This is a genomic window from Sphingobacterium ginsenosidimutans (assembly GCF_039536865.1).
GTDB lineage: Bacteria > Bacteroidota > Bacteroidia > Sphingobacteriales > Sphingobacteriaceae > Sphingobacterium > Sphingobacterium detergens.
The window spans coordinates 1,097,472-1,117,502 of sequence record NZ_BAAAZK010000007.1; the positions used below are offsets into that span (position 1 = coordinate 1,097,472).

Genomic DNA, 20,031 nt, shown 5'->3' on the forward strand with positions numbered 1-20,031 from the left:
CCAAAGTCACTCCTATTTTTATATATCTTCGCACTTATTTATAAAAAGTATCACATGAAATTATTAAAGGATAGAATCCTTAATGACGGCAAAAGCCTCGCTGGAGGCATACTCAAAGTAGATAACTTTATCAACCATCAGATGGATCCTGTATTGATGAAGTCTATTGCAGTAGAATTTGTACGTCGTTTCGCAGATCTACCCATCAACAAGATCATAACAATTGAAGCAAGTGGCATTGCACCGGCGATTATGCTGGGCTACCTATTAGAACTGCCTGTTGTTTTTGTTAAAAAGGCAAAACCTAAGACTATGGGGGACATGTATGTTAGTGAAGTACATTCTTTTACCAAAAATCGAACCTACGATATCTGTGTGAGTAAGGAGTTTCTCTCCGCAGATGACAAAGTGCTCTTTATCGATGACTTTCTTGCCAATGGAAATGCAGCGTTTGGTATGCTAGATCTCATCCAACAGTCTGGTGCCGCATTATTGGGTATGGGCTTTATTATCGAAAAATCCTTTCAGGAAGGTGGTAAAAGATTACGGGAATTATCCGATATCCGAATAGAATCTTTAGCACGTATAAAATCTTTGGAAGTAGATAAAGTCAGCTTCGAAGAAGATTAACAACACAAACAAAAGCCTCATTTCTGTAAAGAATGAGGCTTTTTAAGTTTAAACAACAAGATAAATTATATTTCTAATCCCAACGATAGTCGTTGTAAAAATCTTCTGGATGTCTACTGATCGGCACATCCTTCACCACACGTATGTTGGCTGCCCCTAAGTTAACGTTTAACATGAAAGAAGGTACATTAGCCGAAAAACTCCAACGTCCGTTTCTCATATAAACATATCCATTGCGATAAGGATCATAAAATGTTTTATAGTCTCTAAAATAAACGTGATGTCTATTATCATATCGATGTGCTCTCGCCCAAGCTGGCGGACCATGCCTATATTCCTTACGATAATACTTGGCTACTTTTTTATGATATTTCCGATCTTCTTTATCTCTTTTTTCCCAGTATTTCCGTTCTTCCTTGTCCCTTTTTTCCTCGTATTTCCGATGCTCTTTCTCATGCTTCCATTCGCGGTCATTTCCACGACGCTGAGCTGACGATTCCTTTGGAGTTATTAATGCAAGTCCTCCTATTGCTAGTGCGAAGTATATTATCTTTCTCATAACCAGACAATTTAAATTTATAAATCAAGTACAATACCGCCTATTTTTTTTCACCGTTTTATAAGCGTTTCTATTGGTATGACATGCGTGTCTAAACAAAGGTTTAATTCCCCATCGAAAATTTAATTTGCTGGGATATTTATGCACTTTCATTCCAGCCAATTTAACGTATCTTTGCAGCATGTCCAATACAGGTTATATTACTGAAGATACAATTGTCGCATTGGCGACATCGGCTGGTGCCAATGGTGCGATTGCTGTAATTCGCGTTTCAGGTCAACAGGCTATTAAAATCACCAACGACATTTTCAAGGGTAAAGATCTGCTCCAGCAAGCCTCCCATACCATTCATTTTGGAACCATTCGCGATGGAGAAGAGATTATAGATGAAGTGCTCGTATCCCTTTTTGTAGCTCCAAACTCTTACACAAAAGAAAATTCTGTAGAAATCTCTACACACAATTCCAAATATATTATTGAGCGTATTATTAGTTTGCTCATCAAAAAGGGAGCTCGAGCTGCCCGTGCTGGTGAATTTACGCTTCGCGCTTTCCTCAACGGTGGAATGGATCTTTCACAAGCCGAAGCTGTAGCCGATTTAATTGCTTCCAATTCGGCAGCATCCCATCAAATTGCCATGCAGCAGATGCGCGGCGGATTTTCCAATCAGCTTAAATCCCTCCGTGAAGACCTGATCCACTTTGCATCCCTTATTGAACTAGAATTGGATTTTTCAGAGGAAGACGTAGAATTTGCGAATAGAGATCAGCTCAAAAATCTAATCAATAAAATAAAAGTAATTGTTCAAAAACTGGTTCAGTCTTTTGAACAAGGAAATGTGTTAAAAAATGGTGTACCTGTAGTCATTGCGGGGAAACCAAATGTAGGTAAATCAACCCTATTGAATGCTTTCTTAAACGAGGAACGTGCCATTGTCTCGGACATCGCCGGGACTACACGTGATACTATTGAAGATGAAATTAATATCCATGGTGTGACCTTCCGGTTTATAGATACAGCGGGTATTCGCGAGACGGCAGATATCATCGAAGCGAAGGGAGTTGAGCGTACACGCGAAAAAATGAAACAGGCGAGATTGATTATCTATCTTTTTGATCCAATGCAAGATAAAATAGATGACGTTCAATCACAGTTGTTAGAAATTAAAAATCTTCAAATTCCATTTTTGACCATCATCAATAAATCTGATTTATTATCTGACAAACAAAAAGCAGAATATGAACCGCTCAATCCGCTTTATATTTCAGCAAAAGAGCAGATAGGCGTAGAAGAATTGAAGGATGAACTGATCAACAGAGTACAGCTGGGAAATTTAAATACAGACGATGTCATGGTAACTAACATCCGACATGTAGAAGCCTTGCAAAAGACATCCGATTCTCTGGAGCGCGTATTATTCGGTATTGATAATCCGGTTACTTCAGATTTCCTAGCTATGGATATCCGTCAAGCCTTATATCACCTTGGAGAGATCACAGGCAGTGTGTCTACAGATGATTTACTCGATAATATCTTTTCCAAATTCTGTATCGGAAAGTAACTATATTATAATAACCTTTGGCAGCCCAAACAAGGTATTGAATGTTTCCTTTTACTTACAAGAAAAGGAAACATTCACGACTTCTTTGACTTTTCTTTCCACAGAAAGAAGATATTCATAAAACACATCGCATATTTCTTGAATGCTATTGAGTTAGCAAAAATAATGATAGCTGCTTAAGGCCGGAATCAATTATTGAACAAGACTGGACAAATAGCGATTAAAAAATGGTCTACATGGTGTCGGGGCTCATTGTCATATTTCCAAGTATTATCCTTTACGGTTTAACCAATGGAGAAGCGATTTCCACCCTCAACACTTGTCTATGATGAGGCAATTATTTACCTTAGAAGACAGAAAATAGACTTAACTCAGTTATTATATTGGAGCACTTGAATAAAGGAACAGAGCGCCCTAGAAAGGGTATTCTATTAAAATCTTTTTGGGTATGTTTAATATTTATGGCACTCTATGTCATTGGTTTTTATACACTACCCCTACCTGGTAATAACGAATTAAACTATATTATATTTTCCCCCATTGTATTTGTTCTTAGCTGGGTGTTCTTCTATGTCTTTATCCTCCTGAAAGGTGGGAGTCAACTAAAGTACTTTCTACTCGGATGTTTGCTGCTCGCTTGCTTTTTCATCTATGTAAATGGAATTTTTAATGTTGATATTAGGTTGGAGAATGCATTCAATTTCTCAAAATTGCCAAAAGAGTATGAAAAATATGTGGATATCAACAACTCAAAAAACACATTTGGCAAACATGAAATAGATCTGTTTATAGCAAGTGACAATCCTGTTTATCAATTGTTGACCCAAAATAATGAATTAATTATACACAGCACAACAAGTCCACAACATACAAATGATCCTTTTCCAACCATCCATGATTTTTGCAAGCTTGACAAAAATGGCAATCAGATAGATCACTATTCTTTTCGGCAGGATAGCGATGATGATAAAGAAGTTTTATTTGAGGGCTATCTGATTAATGTTTCTAAAAACTATTTTCGGAACTGGCCGTTACGCGGTGATACGATAAGAAAGACGATCGAGATATTCAATGAAGACTTAAAATGGTCAAGAGATCAGCAGCGTCAGAAATTAACAGAAATAGAAAAGGAAGCGACCTATCTGATGTCAACCCCCGTTTATCATTCTGATCGTAATAATGAATACGCTGGCTCTTATTATAAGATAACCTATTTAATAAACGATAAATGGTATACATTTTATGAGAACTTTTCAGATGAGGAATATTTCCCTTACAAGATAGAGCCAAAAGGTAATCTCGTTAATGATCTTTTTGGTCAATGGGAAGAAGATCAACTTGAACCGTCCGATAATGCTCCCCCTCCAAATATCAGATCTGTATATTATCAAAAAGTACAACGTATGCGCGATCGACATGATGCTAAAACTGGAGAATATGACCGTGGGGATGCATGGCAGGGATATTTATTTTCGCAGCTGATTGTAGACAATGATACACTGAAATTTAAAGATAAGTTATACTTGGATGAGGAATGGCATTGGTCAAAAATTGAAATAAACAATAAGAATATTGGGGCGCTTTCCTTTGAAAATACCGAACAATTTAAGGTATACAGTTTCTATTCAAATCCAGCTTTAAACTATCAACTTTTCACCAATCAACGCAACCGGTTATACCTGATAAAGAAGATCAAATAGTAATATGAGCTCACTGTATTATTTATCCAATTCGCTAATCGCCTGTTTTACATATTCATCATTGAGATCCTCCTCTGTAATCCGATCACCCCAGGACAAATAGCCATCTTTATCTTTGGCAAAACAACCGGACATCGTACTTTTTACTTTAAAGGTCTTATAGTCTACATGATCCAAAATACCTTGGCGATTCTCATAGATATGCCTTTTATCTTTAGCATAACAATCACCAAGTGCTACAAAAGTTGCCTGATCAGCTTCTTCAAAAGTAGAAAAGCTTCCGCCATAAGCCATTGCATAATAGCGATAAATATGTTTTTTATCTTTATAAAATGCACTGTTTAGCTTTTGAAAGGTACTAGTATCAATAATAGCATGCAATGGTTCTTCTGTATTAAAGCCCATTCTTGTAAGATAACTATCAACAAAAGTAATACCTTCATTTCCAACAGGGATCATTTCCTTTAATCCGATATCTCCATTTTTATTAATCCATAGATCATCTTTCAAAAGCCTCCATTTTAAGCTCCTATTTGTGCTATCAATAGCTTGTGCAAGCATTTTGTCCCGCTGTCTATCCTTCTCATTAGGGCACCCAATATCCTGTATTCCAGCAAAGGACAATAGCCCACCAAGTTTCTTCAGTTTCTTTTCTTTAATAATATTCGTATCTATCTGATAGATTCCCATGCGATATCGGTATAGATTATCCTCACCGCAGCTGTTGGAATATGGTATCGGCTTCAAAAATGAAATCAGGCAAAAAATACATGCCAATAGTATCACCACCACAAATATAAATTTCAATAATTTCATATTAGGAAGTCTTTTATCAAGAATAGGGCTTCCGGCGTATCAATATCACGAAAACGATCAATATCAATTGCAATACAATGATCAAAAGAGCTAATATTTGTGTTTGAAAAGCCCGCCCCGAAATCTGCCTTTCATTAGCACGCTTCAGATCTATTTGATTTTTAATAATTTGTTTTTCGCAGGAATCGATATCGCTCCGTTGATCCACCCGCCACTTTTGCTCACTTGCAAACTGATCATTTTTATTGGACGGAATATCCAAAGAGCTCACCAGACCAAGGATGAGCCAACCACAGATTAAAATAGTCATAGCGGCCAAAACAATAACAACACTTTTCTTTATCATAACACCATAGCTCCCATGATTTCGATCTATACTACCATTGCTTTCATTTTCCATAATCATTAAGATAATAGAATAAATATTTTCGGTTAAACTGTCTATCCAAAAGAAAAATGTTATAGATAACCCCTATGCTAATTTTTTTAATACATATAGCCTTCTTTATCACTAAATATGATTTAATATACATTTTGTTGGCAATTTCCATTAATTGTTATTGACTATTTTATAAGAGGCTTCCATAACCCCATCCAACGAACTATTTTCAAATAAATATTTCTCCTTTTTCATCTTAAATATCTTAGTTTTGACAGGCATCTCTTCCTTTGTTGTATCCGTTATTTCCTCCGTCAATTCTCCTTTTACCACATCATAGTAAAGCGATTGCCAAGAGCCAGCACCCACATTATAAGTCTCTACATAAGTCAACACCAGATCATCCCCAAAATATTTAAAATGCCCCCAAATATTGCCCTGCACACCAGCAAGCCCATAGAAATTAAGGTGAAGCTCGCCATTTACGATATTAATATCCTCTGTTCCATATATTTTTGATCCATCCTTATTAAATTCAACCGGCATGAGGAGGTTCGAAATTTTGTCCAAACGATAAGATTTGTCTTTATTCTGAAGTAGTACCAAGATTGATCTGATCGCCATTTTATTTGTTTTATCTCTTCGCACCATCACGATATCAGACAGACCATCCGCATTTAAATCTCCTTTTGTTTCATATTGAATCTCAAAAACAGTAGGATCGACAATAAAGTCCAAAGCCTTTTCCCCTGTTAAGGGGAATGTAAATGCTGGATCTTCATCTGATTCAACATAATCAGGATTAGTTAATATCAAATCCTTAGGTTTGCTAATTTCCACAAACTTTTCCTTTTCTAAGTCAATACGCCATATCCTGCTTATTTGAGTAATCTTCTCACTATCATTATTATAAAACGCTACGATATAGTTTTCCTCTCTGTCATCTTCGATTGCCAATCGGAAATTCCCAAAGCAGATTGCCGGATAGTTGGCCACCACATCCAGTTCATCCACAATCAAAAACACAGATCTACCATTCGCATCATGACGCAGAAATCGTTCAATGACAAATTTGCTTTGTCCGTGTTGGCAATGATCGATGATAGCGGAATACTGCGCAAGTGCATACTTATCTTTCAATGCATTTTCGGATAACATTACTCCCAAGCATTCATGCATCTTTGACAAGTCAATATCGGTAGTTGTTAGACCAATAAAAGAGCGAATTGAAGTATCAGCCTTGTTTAGGCTATCAAGTTGTATTACGGCTTCCTTTGTTGTTGGAACTACCCCTTCTTTGACATGATCTTGTGTTTTATAACGACAAGATTGCAAGAAGGTACTAACCGCTAAAATAAATATGAAGACTCTTTTCATAACACTTATTGTTTGCCGAGGTTTTTAGTTCGATCCTGATTCTTAGCTATTAAATTCCGCCAAAGGAATAGGAGACTTAATATAACAGAAAGCCCGACGATAATCACGGTGGACAGATCAAACAAAACCTGACCAAAGACCTTACTATCGCCAAAACATTGCACGGAATCACCCCAAATATCAGTTCCCATTGCACCTTCGGTATCGCAACCGACACAAGCAAGGTATTCAGGTACAATAAGGCCAAGGTAAAACAGAATAACCAGAATATAGATCCCTCCAAGAATAACTTGGACGACTTTGAGGATGTTAATTCCTACATTATTCTTTATTGCTCTTGCTCCCATAGCTTTTCAATATCTTGAGGTGTCAATCTCCGTTTAAAAATCAATGTTTTTCTTTCAAATGGAATTGCAATTACACGTTTAAAATATTGACCGCCACTATAAAAGTAGTTGGCCTTTCCCGCTAAAACCTCTACGGTAATAATCTCATCATTTAGGATAACAAGCTTCAATTTGACAGTCTTGCTTTCCGCACTGAATCCATTATTGCGATATCTAAGTTTCAAACGATAATCTGCTTGTATTCCAAAACTGGCTGCAGGTGTTTGTGTATGCTCTCCAATCTGATAGCAGATCGTATCATTTGATACAATAAGTGTTCTTCTGATGGTTTTCTTTTCAAAGTTTAGCAAATTCTCTCTTCCCTTTCCAAGGGTATCAGGCGAAGTAATATCAGTAAATTCGTATACACCACTCTTTAAAGAAGCTTGGGCAAACGCTGCATTCGTTTCCATTATCACAAAAATCAATATGCAAAATATCCACTTCATACCAGATTAGTTTTCCAGCAATATACAGTTGATTTTTGTAGTGTATAAGGTTATTTTATAATTCGTTAGCAGATATTTATTATTCGCTATGGCCTCATCATTATCCGTATAATCTCATTCTGGTAAATTTCTTCTAAAGACCAAACTGATCAACCAACAAAAAAATGATCCCATACATAGATAAATAAGTGTTTTGATTAAAAAGAAAGGCCATGAAATAATTGCTAGCCCAAACTGATCGTCAATTGGAGCCGTATCGGAGTAACTAACCATGGTATCCCAAAAAGAAAACAAAACACCTGCTATTCCGCCAATAATAATAAAAATAAGTCTCATTCAAGGACGCTTAAAAAATCATCTTTTCTTTGAAATAGATCGAATCTGTTTAATTGAAAGATAGATGAGCATAATAGAAAAACCTATAAAAACAACAGTCTGAAAAGCAAATCGTATAGGTCTGGTAGTCCACTTGATCATTGTATACCCACCACCTGTTTTGCTAAACCTCAACTTATATTCGCCCATTCCTAGTCCGTCAATAGCCATACTGGCAGTCATGCCCGCTAGCGCCAGCAGAAATATTATCATACCTATCTGCAGTACATAATATGCTATGGTAAAAAGCTTTGCAATCAAATTTTCCCAAAAGCTCTTTTCTGGTAAAAGCGTAAGAGCAAAATACAATAACATCAAAATTATGCCAGCAACTAAGCCGACAATTCCAATGCACAGTATGACCACAAATATTTCTGTTATACCCACTATCTGTTATGCTTTAGTGATTTCTATCCTATTATCCGAAATAGCACAAATTACTGTTCCAATCCATTAACTTTCAAAGAAAGATCTTTAACAAGAAAGGCCTCAATCCCCCTGAATAATAAATGAACAACTGCCGAATCAAAGATATCAAGTTATTTTCGGTCAACACGAAACGAATCTTAAGTCAATCTCGGCGAATCGTAATTGTTTGTAATGACAACAGGAGCCATTCGTACATTCAAAAAAATATTGCAAGAGAGATATTCCAAACTTACACCATATTATCCTGCAACATAATACTAGCTTATACGACATACAACTAACGGAGTAGACATACAACGTTGATAGAAATATAAAAAATGCGAATTCAACGAAACCTCCACATGATCATGCTCAACCATTCGAAAGCAAGTTGCATTTTGATCATATTCATAACCTTGCTACTGTCTGTATCGGCAACCAAGATCATGGCACAACAGGTTCAGAGAAATGACTTTATATTATCTGGAAAAATAGCGACCACAGAAATTGCCTCACTGGAAATTAACCTATTCAATGCAGAGGCTAAGCTGATCAGAACTGAATTTCCCAATCAGCAAGGTGAGTTTCGATTTGATGCCCTTAGCAAAGGAGCTTATTACTTCAAAATTCGTCGTGGTCAATCAGACCTCTACAATTCGGAGGTCATTCAAGTGACGGACCATGATATAGGTTTACCTGAAATTCGGATAAACGAACAACGACTGGAGACCGTCGTCATCAACAAATCACGTCCTTTTATTGAACGACATGACGGTAAAATGATCTTAAATGTAGAAAGTAGTCTTCAAAATACGGGTGGATCTGTGTTAGAAATACTGGGAAAAGCACCTGGTGTTACAATAGATGGGAATGACAACGTTATTTTACGGGGGAAAAATAATATTTTAATACAGATTGATGGGAAAAACTCACCACTTACCGGCGATGAGCTAGCCAATTACCTCCGCGGACTCCCCGCATCTGCGATTGACAAAATTGAACTCATCACCAACCCATCTGCAAAATATGACGCTGCCGGAACTGCCATTATTAATATAAAACTAAAAAAAGGAACAAATAAGGGAACCAACGGAAGCTTTTCTACAGCGTTAGGTGCAGGTAGATACGTTAAAAATAACAACAGTTTTAATATCAACCATCGTAATAATAAGCTCAACCTCTTTGCCAATTATAATTTTGCTTATCGCAAAGCATTTAACGAGCTCATGATCGATCGAAAGTTTTACACGGAAGGCAATTTAGAGAAAACATACCTACAGGACAATTTCTTTAAGTTCAATACCCGTAACCATAACGGTAAAATCGGCTTCGATTACAATCTAACTGAAAAAAACCTACTGGGTGCATCTGTCAGCTTCACAAGTAATGTCTTTAAACCACGTGGGGATAGCAAAACGGCCATCCTAGGTCCCAACGATCAGCCACTCAGTCATACCGTCACCTTAAGTCAAACGGCCAATACCTTGAAAAATATCTCTGCTAATCTCAATCATAAATACAGTATGGATACACTGGGGTCCGAACTTAGCACGGATATAGATTTCATTCGCTATGTCAATACATCGAACCAAAGTTTTGATACCAAAACCAACAACAACGAAGATGAACCTATAGGTATACCCTATATCTTGAGAGGAAAGACTGATGGCGGTTTGAACATCTATGCACTAAAAAGCGACTGGATTAAGATCTTCCCTAAAAACCTCAAACTGGAAGCCGGCTTTAAAACGAGTTACGTTAAATCAGATAACGATATTGAATTTTATAATCATAGTACCTCGCCTGCTGTAAGGGACACCAATAAATCGAATCATTACATCTACCAGGAGCACATCTACGCAGCCTACGGTAATGTATCAAAAAAATGGAATAAGCTGAAAACCGTATTAGGTCTACGTATTGAAAAAACCGATGTGACAGGAACACAACTAACCACTGCACAAATTAATAAAAGGCAATACACTCAGCTATTTCCAAGTGCCGTTTTTTCCTATGAGTTCACAACAGATCATAATCTCGAAGTCAATCTCAGCCGTCGCATCAACCGTCCTAATTATCAACAGCTCAACCCCTTTAAATACTATATTAATGCGACAACATATCGTGTTGGCAACCCCGATCTAAATGCACAAACATCGCAAAACTATGAACTCACCTATAGTTTCAAAAGTAGATATATAGCCACCCTGAGTTATAGCAAAATAAGCAACAATATCACGACTGTCATAAAACCCGTAATCGAAAATGGGGAAAATATCACCGTTCAGACAGAAGAGAACCTAAAATCAGCATCCTATTACTCTCTGAATCTCATTCTACCGATCAAGCCGACCAATTGGTGGGATATAAACAATAGTGCAAACTTCTATTACGGTTCATATACAGGAAACGTCTCAGGGACACAGATCAATAATATTGGCAATTTTACCCTCGACATGAATAGCCTCCATACCCTTAAATTGGGTAAAAATTTCGTCGCCGAATTAGCGGCCAATTATAAAGCTACCGAAGTATATGCCTTCGTCCGTATTGACCCTTATTGGTATCTCAATATCGGGTTACAAAAGAAATTTAGGGACAAAAACACCTTGAAGCTCGCCCTAAGTGATCTATTCAACAGCAATACCATAAAGGGAGTGACTGTCTACAATGATTACAAAGAAAATTTTAAAAGCAGAAGAGAACCCCGCGTTGTGATGTTGTCCTATAGCTATAATTTTGGATCCACCAAAACAGGACAGTCTCGAAAAACAGGTGCCGCCGACGATCTCAAACGAAGGGCCGAATAGCTTGACTCAAGAGTTTGGATTCACAAACTCTTGAGTCAAGCTATTTATCTTTCAGAAGCGGCCGTGGATCAAAGACAACCTTTATCTTCAGGATCAGCTCGTTTTCTACTTGATACCAGCCTGCACTAAAGATCTCCATTCCCCCCATATCAATGTTATAGAAGATAGCCACATGATTACCATTTGTCATTACTTCTTTAATATTGTATTTAAACTTCATTTTCTTCATATCCGCAATATAATGATCTGCAGTATGCCGACTCCCAAGCACCCCCTCGAACACCATATCACTATCCAATAATTCATATGCAGCAGTAAAATCTTCTTTATTCAGACTTTCGAGAAAACTGAGCACAATGTATTTCGCTGATTTCATTTCTTTCTTTATTATGGTTATTTATACTATTCCTTATCTGGCCATTACTATTATGAATACTTAAATAGAAATTCACAACATCCAGTCCCTAGACTAGTTAAATAAAAGAACAACAAAGTTGACCAAGCGTTTGATAATTTTTTATTTTTTCCTTCCCTTCTATCATTTATACCCTTATATTCCCGGCAACCCAAAGATTCAGCCTTGAAAAGCAGCTCTTATCTAGCTTTACCACCGGCATCAAAAAAACTTGATAGGGTCAAAAATTTATTTAAATTTGTTTCTAACAAGAGAAGTATATAACCCTTCTTTATAAACCCTAACACAATTGAACCATGCCAGAGAATAAAGTTTTATCTCAATTGACCAACGAGGAGTTAAACAAAAAGAAAAAACAGTCCATTGGAGTCATGATATCTTTTGGTGTTGTCATGTTTATAGCTATTGTAGTTTTGGTCTACCTCTCCTTTAAAACAAAAAAGTACGCTCTTTCAGGTATTGCAGCTTCCTTATTTTGTGTGTTTATACCGATTTATGTGAATAATATACAGATCAACCAAGAACTCAAATCGCGCCAATCCAAGAAGGACTAAATTGCAATTTTGTAGCTGTATAGATCGCTGTAACGACTATAGAAACTAAGTACGTGATGTATTGGAACAATATGGCCCACTATCGATCATAGAATGAGTAGGCTTTTAACAGTGAGAATCATTTTTTTCAACTAAAAGCGATTCACCCCAGTCGTTTAATTTCCAGAGCACCTCTACCAGACTTTTACCTAGCGGTGTCAGTGTATATTCTACCCGCGGGGGCAGCTCTTTAAAGACCTCCTTGCGAAGTATTCCGTCACGCTCCAGCTCCTTTAGCTGTTGATTCAATACACGCCGATCTACTTTAACAATACCACGCAACATTTCGCTTGGACGCTTTTCACCCTGATTGATACGCCAGACAATCGGAATTTTCCATTTCCCACTGATCGCATTGACTGCAAATTCTAATGGGCATATTTTTTCTTCTATGGCTCTATCCGTTTTTTTCATAATGTTGACTTTTTTAGCCCATAGTGACAATTTTATGCGTTATTGTACTTATGGATTAACTTTCGAATCTTTGCAAAGATTAGGAATAAATATGAAAAATAGACAAGAGGATATGCCAGTATTAAATAAAAATTCAGCAAAAAAGTTGTCAAAACCAAAACGAACAGGTGCACGAAAAACAAGTGAGATACCAGTATCTATTCTGGAACAATTGAACAAGGGCGAGATTGAAACTGCCAATCTTGTCGAATGGCTAGCCGTAGACCAACCTGTTTTGCTAAACCATCTACTCACACAGCATGATCGGACAGCCTATCTTAAGCCTATATTGAAAAGAATTAACCAGTTAAAAAAACAGACTGTTAACAGCATCAATGAAGCCATCGGAACCGGACTTCTTGAACAGATCACGCAGCAAAACGACGCTGTTTTCCTCCAGACGATATCGCTTCATCCTGCTGATCTGGTTCGTTGTTGGGCCGCATATACTGTTGGGAAAAATAAGGATCTAAGTACCTCCGAAACACTAAACCGGATACAACAGTTTGCTGCTGACCAACATTTTGGTGTTCGAGAAATCAGCTGGCTAGCCGTACGAGAAAAAATAAGCAGCAACTTGCAAGAAAGCATTTATATTCTTACCGAATGGACCAACAACGTCGATGAAAATATTAGGCGCTTTGCTTCAGAGGCTATACGGCCCAGAGGTGTATGGTCTGCACATATTGATGCGTTAAAACAAAATCCCGCCATCGCCTTATCAATATTGGAAGCCTTGAAGTCCGATCCATCCCGATATGTGCAAAATAGCGTGGCCAATTGGCTGAATGACGCCGCCAAGACCTGTCCGTTATTTGTTAAAGAATTATGTACCAGATGGGAAAGAGAAAGTAAAAGTAAAGAAACCATATACATCGTAAAGCGAGCGATCAGAAACCTCAGTTGAGACGACAGATAACGCTAAATATCAAATCATTTTTAATTTTTCATACAACAGGAAATATGTACATTTGGTATACATCAACTCACGGATTAGGCCATGCAGATACTCCCGCCAAAAGAATTATTGCCTTACATCAAACACTACCTCTTTTTGGAAAGCGCTGCCGATTCGCAAAAAACGCTACGCTTATTCTCGGACGGCAATACAGGAATGGTATTTCTTTTGAATCAAGGCCGATTATCCATCAACCGAAACGATCATCTCCCGCAGTCATTTTTGTATGGTCAGATCAGTCATTTTAAAGATCTCTGTGTAGTCGAACGCATTTCCTTTATTATTGTTGTATTTCAACCCGATGGTCTCTACAAATTACTGGGTATACCGGCACATGAGCTAAGAGATCAAATCATTGGCTTAAAGGATATCTTTGGACAGTCAGCAGACCGGCTTTACGATCAGCTTATGTACTGCAAGTATCCAACAGCTAAATTAAATGCATTAAACACCTTCTTTTATACACTCGCCATTCAACACAAATCGCCAGGTCAGACCTGCTTTTCTAACGTATTAAAATGTATTACCGACCACAAAGGGCTCCTCTCTGTGGAAGAATTACTCAAACTCAGTGGTCATAATGAGCGGCAGATGGAACGGTTATTTGCCGAACAGGTCGGTATGAGTCCCAAAAAATTCGGAAGCATTGTCCAACTCCATTTCTTTTTGAAGTTACTTCGCAATAAACCTGATGGTACAACACTGACGACCATCTCCTACGAAAGCGGGTATTTTGATCAATCTCATCTCATCAGGACATTTAAAAAATATACTGGTTTTACACCATCCATATATTTGAACAATACAAGCAGACTGGCAATCAATTTTATGGAGCTCCAAGCCTTGCCTGATCGTTTGTCGGATTTGTACAATTTATCTTAACAACTTACAAGTAGATTTGTCAATAGATCAAAGAAAGAAATATGGACAAATTAAGAATTGCTACAGCACAATTTGAGCATAAAAGTGCGGATAAAGCCTATAATCTGACAATCATCGACACCCTTGCGCAACAGGCCGCAGCCCAAGGTGCTGATGTGATTGCTTTTCACGAATGCTCCATTACTGGTTATACTTTCGCAAGAAATTTAGATAAACAGCAAATGCTCGATATTGCCGAACTCGTTCCTGAAGGAAACAGCACCCAGAAGTTGATCGAGATAGCAACCAAATACAATATCACCATTCTTGCCGGTTTATTTGAAAAAGATGAAAACGATAATTTATATAAGCCCTATATCTGTGTCGACAAAGATGGCTTAGTCGCCAAACATCGCAAATTACATCCCTTCATAAACCCCTATCTGACCCCAGGTCAAGCTTATACGGTATTTGAGATCAAAGGATGGAAATGTGGCATTTTGATCTGCTACGACAATAATGTCATTGAAAATGTACGCGCAACAAAATTATTGGGAGCTGACATTATCTTTATGCCACATGTGACCATGTGTACTCCTTCATCTAGACCTGGAGCGGGCTTTGTGGATCCTCAGCTCTGGCATAACCGTGAAAATGACCCAACCTCCCTGCGATTGGAGTTTGATGGAATGAAAGGACGCAGCTGGTTAATGAAATGGTTGCCAGCCAGGGCCTATGACAACGCGGTTTACACCGTGTTTTCAAACCCCATCGGAATGGATGACGATCAGTTAAAAAATGGTTGTTCAATGATCTTAGATCCTTTCGGGGATATTCTCTCAGAATGCCATACATTTGACGATAGTTTTGTCATAGCCACAGTCACACCCGAAAAACTGATACAGGCTGGCGGACATCGTTATATCAGCGCCCGACGACCAGAACTCTACCGCAACATTATTGGTCAGCAACATGAAGCAGAGCAAAAAGTAGTCTGGTTACATACAGAAAATAGCTAATCTCCATCAATCCAGCAACTGATTTAAGGTCTCTCAACCGAAGTCTTAAATCAGTTGTCTCACGATTATCCACCAGAGGTACCCCAGCCATCTGTCAATTAAAGTATTGCGAACATTTTTTTCGCTAAGCATCGCGCTACAACACCTTATTTATGTTAATTTAGCGGATTAATATTCACTAGCAGTTTAAATAAAATTATGAACTATATCCGAAGATATTGGAACATACTCACGAATATCGGAACGCATCCGGATATGTCCTATATCGACCTCAAAAGGATACAGATGGTCAATTTGATTGCCATACTTTGTTTATTGCCCACACTTTGCTTTTTTATCCTTAATATCATCGACCAACGTTATCTGCTGTCAACGATCAACCTATCCAATACCATTTGTTCTATTTCGGTACTCTTTCTACAATATGACGGTAAACATAACTTTGCGAAGGCGATGTTATTGGTCAGCAATTTCATCTTTTTTCTTTTGGGTGCTATGTTATTTAAAAATGGCGGCGAATATTTTCTATTATGCACCCTGATCGCGTCCATGTTACTCTATGACGACCGTCGTATCCATATCTTTTTCTGCCTTGCTACTGCTTTCGCCATTGCATTGCTCTATTTCTTTCCGACCATTGTTCCTGTAGCCCAACGTGTCCCCAGGCTAAGACTGATCTTCAACATTAGCAATGCACTTGCCTTTATTGTTATCGCTGTCAACTCCTTCCTACAGATTATTTACAACAATATGGAGAAGATTGAGGAACAGCGTCGAAAACTGGAATCTATGAATCGCGATAAGGAGAAAATATTTTCCATTGTCGCTCATGATATCAAAAGTCCATTTGCCAGTTTGGAGGCATTGGTATTGATGCTTCGCGACCAGATTCTCAACAATACCGTATCTAGAGAATACATACAACAGCTTTATCAACAGATTGTACATCAAAATCAAGCGCTGGACGACTTTCTGCAATGGGGAAGTAGCAGTATGCGTGGGATTACCAGCCCTGCTATTTTAGTACTGATCGAACCATTGATCCGCGAAATCATCATATTGTTTACCGATCAAATACAAGCAAAACAGCTCAAGATAGAAGTTGCTATACCCGAAGGAACACATATCTTCGCCAATAAGGATCATACCTCCATTATTCTCCGAAACCTTATTAGTAATGCAATCAAATTTAGTTATGTGGCCGGAAAGATAAGTATTTATTGCAGTAGAAATGAGATTCATACCAACATTCATATCCAAGATGAGGGGGTTGGAATTAATCCCTCCAAATCGGCCTTACTCTTTAATGTAATACAGCATAAATCATTCGGTACGGAAGATGAACCCGGATCGGGCTTAGGGCTCGTATTATGTAAAGATCTGATCGAGCGCAACAAAGGTACAGTCGATATTCAGAGTATTCCCAATAAAGGTTCAATTTTCACTGTTGGCTTACCGTCATACCCCACCAGAAACCAGGGCTCCAAAAAAGAAGCACAGACCTATTGCTAAAAACCTGTCCGTGCTTCTTATGCCGTGCAATATCCCCATGTATTCCTTTAGCACCGTATTCAATCAACAGCAGTGCAATTGAATTTCCTTTCCTAAAAGGTAAAAGTCACCAACAGGGCCTTATGATCTGTAGGCCATATTCCTTTTGGAAGCAAAAATTCATCTTCGCTATCTTTTTCCTGCTTTTTGGCATATTTCACCGTTTCCGCAGGTCCCACAATTCTCGCCCTCACCACTTTTAATGGTAGCTTACTACGATAATAGACATAGTCTATTCTGTCCCGATCATCCGCTGTAGGTGCCCAGACCAACTTATCAATAGGCACATCCTTATTGAACGCCGGATAGGTAAAGCCGGGATGACTTACCGGGTTAGGATACTGCACACGAAAACTATCTTTAAATCCTGCCTTTTCCAATAGAACTGAACAGTCCCAAGGCACTACAGCACCCCGATGGTCAAACAGATCCTTTGTCGCTACAGTCCAATCCAGATGTGAAGGTTCATTAAAATCACCCGCAACAATAAAAGATTGCAATTGCTTCTCCCCCTCCACATCGTGTATAATATCACGTATCGCCTCATCCCTTTTGCTTTTACGATTGGCTTCCACAATTGCCGATACCTCAGTAATCGGATTTTCCATTTTCTTCCAGGTTACACCATCATACCCCCTAGGTAGGTAACAGGCATAATTGGTATAATCCAGGTGTAAAGAATAAAAGACAAAATCGCGTTTGCCAACTTTGATCTTACTTTTCAACACACCTCCCATCCCACTATCTTTGCCATACAATGCGTGTTGGTCCGTCACTGGAAATTTGGAGATCAATCCAACATCCAGCTTTTCATCACTTGACTTACCAAAATAGCTTGCTCCTTTGGATTTTAATTCTGCTAATATCCGCTGGATATAGTCTGTCCCTTTGTAATTACGTACCTCACTAAAGAGCACGATATCCGCATGCTTGTCGATGATTTCATCTGCAATAGCCGGGAAACCATTGGGTACGACTGTCCCCTCCTGCCAAATATTGATCTGCAACACTTTCAATTCGGTTTTCCCCTGAGCGACTATGAACTGCCCAATGCTGAGCAGTAGCAACAGCATTATAAATTTTCCTATTTTCATCTATGGTATATATTAATGCATCAGTATATAAAACTTGCCCTAGCGAACTAAGGCAAGTCTAATCTTCAAATATCCAAAGACTTTGGCACAAGTCCTATTTTATTTTTGTAACAACCATATGATTTTGTCTACATTGTCTACACCACCCCATTGACGTTGTATCGCCGCATCCACATTCTCCCGATTGGTATCAAATTCTGAGCTTGGATACATCCAGCGCATCGGCATTTTTGTATTCGTGATATTCTGATTCGTATTCGGATTAATCGGAAATTTCGGATATCCTGTACGTCTATAGTCATAATACGATTCCCACTCGCGTTGCATAAAAGACAACAGGTATTTCTGATACATAATTTTCTCCAAATCTGTCTCAAAGTTTCCGGTTAAAAGGTTTGACGGATGGTTTTGTACAGCTTGTATATTGGCACCATCAATCTTTTTATTATGGTGATAGTCCGCAACATCCGGTGTATTATCGGCCACAAATAGCATACTCGCACGGATGGCTTCATTGTAGTAGCTACTCGCCTGGCCTGGAATCCAGCCACGCAAGGCAGCTTCTGCCAAAATAAATTGCTGTTCAGCATAGCCTAACTTAACAATAGGCTCCCCGCTAGGCAATTGCGTATAACGTGCATTAATTCCTGAGAATTGACCAGAAGACCATCTTTTGCTGATCACATCAAATGAAGCTGAAGGGTCAACACTTAGATAAGCATCCGGACTATTGGCTGGCACCTGTTTATCTGTTTCGCTTTTTGCCGGTTTGGCAAAGTAATACAATCTGTTATCTGAGCTTTCCTTCAATTTATCGATGATTAGATAACTCAACATCGCATAGGGATTATGATTAAGCCGTGTAAAATATACAGGATAATATTCTTTGGCATTATTGGAATAAATGCGTTGAAAGTTGTCCGCATTAGAGGTCATCAAATCCGATTTCGCATAATTTTGAAAGCGGCTGGCCACTTTCAGGTCATTATCAGTCTGTTTAATAGACAAATGCATTAATACTTTAAGCTGAAAAGCGCGCACAGTCTTTCGCCATTTGACCGGATCACTCTTAAAAATTGGATCAGCCTCCAGCTTGACTCCTTTACCAAAAGCCTCATAAGATCGATCCAGATCATTTAAAATAGCCAACAAGGCTTCTTTCTGCGTATCATATTTAGGTTTCAAAATCCCGCTTTCCCCTTGGAACGCTTCAGTATAAGGGATATCTCCTAAAGTCATCGTTAGATAAAACATCTGATAGGCTTTAGCAAAGTAATATAGTCCCTCATAAGCCGGCCTATTTGCATCAGTCGTCAACTCCAACATTTTATTACCGTTGATTACTGTACTGTAGCCGCTCAGGTCCGATCGACCAAAAGAATTATATTGGTTGCCATCTGCGCTTTCTCCCCAGGCCAAGCTTTTAGATACCAGCTGGTTGGCGTAAAATGGCTTACCCATACTACTCGAAGTCAAATCCAAAATAATATTTGTCGCTAATAGCGGCCTTGACGCTAGTGTTGATCCATTGGGATCAGTATTGATATCCTCAAAATTATTACACGATGTAAAAGTTGTACCCAAGGTCAATACTAGTACAAATAATTTATTTATTTTCTGTTTCATGATGCTGCTGT

General features: G+C 38.3%; 20 protein-coding genes. 9 read left to right on the forward strand and 11 right to left on the reverse strand.

Annotated features, from left to right (window positions below; translation table 11 throughout):
- Positions 1 to 54 precede the first annotated feature (54 nt).
- On the forward strand, positions 55 to 630 hold the full coding sequence (gene xpt, locus ABFX33_RS16985; protein ID WP_120257303.1) for a xanthine phosphoribosyltransferase: 576 nt from the start codon (positions 55 to 57) through the stop codon (positions 628 to 630).
- 73 nt (positions 631 to 703) lie between these two features.
- Here xpt and ABFX33_RS16990 read toward each other — a convergent pair whose 3' ends face one another.
- Complete coding sequence (locus ABFX33_RS16990) at positions 704 to 1,189, reverse strand: hypothetical protein (RefSeq protein WP_346086974.1); 486 nt, start codon at positions 1,187 to 1,189, stop codon at positions 704 to 706.
- Positions 1,190 to 1,370: 181 nt separating this feature from the next.
- On the opposite strand from ABFX33_RS16990, the gene mnmE reads away from it, so the two are divergent.
- Together mnmE and ABFX33_RS17000 are read left to right on the forward strand one after the other, a co-directional pair.
- Complete coding sequence (gene mnmE, locus ABFX33_RS16995; RefSeq protein WP_346086975.1) at positions 1,371 to 2,750, forward strand: tRNA uridine-5-carboxymethylaminomethyl(34) synthesis GTPase MnmE; 1,380 nt, start codon at positions 1,371 to 1,373, stop codon at positions 2,748 to 2,750.
- Between the two features lie 392 nt (positions 2,751 to 3,142).
- Entirely contained in the window at positions 3,143 to 4,450 is a 1,308-nt protein-coding gene (locus tag ABFX33_RS17000; protein WP_346086976.1) for a G protein-coupled receptor family protein, read from the forward strand.
- An 18-nt stretch (positions 4,451 to 4,468) separates the two neighbouring features.
- Here ABFX33_RS17000 and ABFX33_RS17005 read toward each other — a convergent pair whose 3' ends face one another.
- The 6 genes from ABFX33_RS17005 to ABFX33_RS17030 form a co-directional block, all read right to left on the reverse strand.
- Complete coding sequence (locus tag ABFX33_RS17005; protein ID WP_346086977.1) at positions 4,469 to 5,266, reverse strand: DKNYY domain-containing protein; 798 nt, start codon at positions 5,264 to 5,266, stop codon at positions 4,469 to 4,471.
- A gap of 16 nt (positions 5,267 to 5,282) precedes the next feature.
- A complete protein-coding gene (locus tag ABFX33_RS17010; protein ID WP_257091077.1) occupies positions 5,283 to 5,666 on the reverse strand; it encodes a hypothetical protein in 384 nt (127 codons plus the stop codon).
- A 150-nt stretch (positions 5,667 to 5,816) separates the two neighbouring features.
- Positions 5,817 to 7,022, reverse strand: a complete 1,206-nt coding sequence (locus ABFX33_RS17015) for a hypothetical protein (RefSeq protein ID WP_346086978.1) — start codon at positions 7,020 to 7,022, stop codon at positions 5,817 to 5,819.
- Positions 7,023 to 7,027: 5 nt separating this feature from the next.
- Positions 7,028 to 7,369, reverse strand: a complete 342-nt coding sequence (locus ABFX33_RS17020) for a hypothetical protein (protein WP_257091081.1) — start codon at positions 7,367 to 7,369, stop codon at positions 7,028 to 7,030.
- Positions 7,351 to 7,857, reverse strand: a complete 507-nt coding sequence (locus tag ABFX33_RS17025; RefSeq protein WP_346086979.1) for a hypothetical protein — start codon at positions 7,855 to 7,857, stop codon at positions 7,351 to 7,353. The genes ABFX33_RS17020 and ABFX33_RS17025 overlap by 19 nt, the downstream gene beginning before the upstream one ends.
- Positions 7,858 to 8,211: 354 nt before the next feature.
- Complete coding sequence (locus tag ABFX33_RS17030; protein WP_346086980.1) at positions 8,212 to 8,619, reverse strand: hypothetical protein; 408 nt, start codon at positions 8,617 to 8,619, stop codon at positions 8,212 to 8,214.
- A 359-nt stretch (positions 8,620 to 8,978) separates the two neighbouring features.
- On the opposite strand from ABFX33_RS17030, the gene ABFX33_RS17035 reads away from it, so the two are divergent.
- A complete protein-coding gene (locus tag ABFX33_RS17035; protein ID WP_346086981.1) occupies positions 8,979 to 11,450 on the forward strand; it encodes a TonB-dependent receptor domain-containing protein in 2,472 nt (823 codons plus the stop codon).
- Positions 11,451 to 11,490: 40 nt separating this feature from the next.
- On the opposite strand, the gene ABFX33_RS17040 is transcribed toward ABFX33_RS17035, so the two are convergent.
- Positions 11,491 to 11,826 carry a nuclear transport factor 2 family protein gene (locus tag ABFX33_RS17040; protein WP_120257291.1) on the reverse strand — a complete coding sequence of 112 codons (336 nt, stop codon included), beginning with the start codon at positions 11,824 to 11,826 and terminating at the stop codon, positions 11,491 to 11,493.
- A 335-nt stretch (positions 11,827 to 12,161) separates the two neighbouring features.
- On the opposite strand from ABFX33_RS17040, the gene ABFX33_RS17045 reads away from it, so the two are divergent.
- Positions 12,162 to 12,419 carry a hypothetical protein gene (locus tag ABFX33_RS17045; RefSeq protein ID WP_346086982.1) on the forward strand — a complete coding sequence of 86 codons (258 nt, stop codon included), beginning with the start codon at positions 12,162 to 12,164 and terminating at the stop codon, positions 12,417 to 12,419.
- A gap of 105 nt (positions 12,420 to 12,524) precedes the next feature.
- On the opposite strand, the gene ABFX33_RS17050 is transcribed toward ABFX33_RS17045, so the two are convergent.
- Positions 12,525 to 12,872, reverse strand: a complete 348-nt coding sequence (locus ABFX33_RS17050; RefSeq protein ID WP_346086983.1) for a winged helix-turn-helix transcriptional regulator — start codon at positions 12,870 to 12,872, stop codon at positions 12,525 to 12,527.
- A 91-nt stretch (positions 12,873 to 12,963) separates the two neighbouring features.
- Here ABFX33_RS17050 and ABFX33_RS17055 point away from each other — a divergent pair, with 91 nt between their 5' ends.
- The 4 genes from ABFX33_RS17055 (at position 12,964) to ABFX33_RS17070 (ending at position 17,261) form a co-directional block, all read left to right on the forward strand.
- Entirely contained in the window at positions 12,964 to 13,818 is an 855-nt protein-coding gene (locus ABFX33_RS17055) for a DNA alkylation repair protein (RefSeq protein ID WP_346086984.1), read from the forward strand.
- A gap of 93 nt (positions 13,819 to 13,911) precedes the next feature.
- Entirely contained in the window at positions 13,912 to 14,751 is an 840-nt protein-coding gene (locus ABFX33_RS17060; RefSeq protein WP_346086985.1) for a DUF6597 domain-containing transcriptional factor, read from the forward strand.
- Positions 14,752 to 14,792: 41 nt separating this feature from the next.
- A complete protein-coding gene (locus tag ABFX33_RS17065) occupies positions 14,793 to 15,749 on the forward strand; it encodes a nitrilase family protein (RefSeq protein WP_346086986.1) in 957 nt (318 codons plus the stop codon).
- Positions 15,750 to 15,947: 198 nt separating this feature from the next.
- Positions 15,948 to 17,261 carry a sensor histidine kinase gene (locus tag ABFX33_RS17070; protein ID WP_346086987.1) on the forward strand — a complete coding sequence of 438 codons (1,314 nt, stop codon included), beginning with the start codon at positions 15,948 to 15,950 and terminating at the stop codon, positions 17,259 to 17,261.
- 92 nt (positions 17,262 to 17,353) lie between these two features.
- Here the strand turns inward: ABFX33_RS17070 and ABFX33_RS17075 are convergent, their stop codons facing one another.
- Complete coding sequence (locus tag ABFX33_RS17075) at positions 17,354 to 18,394, reverse strand: endonuclease/exonuclease/phosphatase family protein (RefSeq protein ID WP_346086988.1); 1,041 nt, start codon at positions 18,392 to 18,394, stop codon at positions 17,354 to 17,356.
- 99 nt (positions 18,395 to 18,493) lie between these two features.
- On the reverse strand, positions 18,494 to 20,020 hold the full coding sequence (locus ABFX33_RS17080) for a SusD/RagB family nutrient-binding outer membrane lipoprotein (protein ID WP_346086989.1): 1,527 nt from the start codon (positions 20,018 to 20,020) through the stop codon (positions 18,494 to 18,496).
- Positions 20,021 to 20,031: the final 11 nt, after the last annotated feature.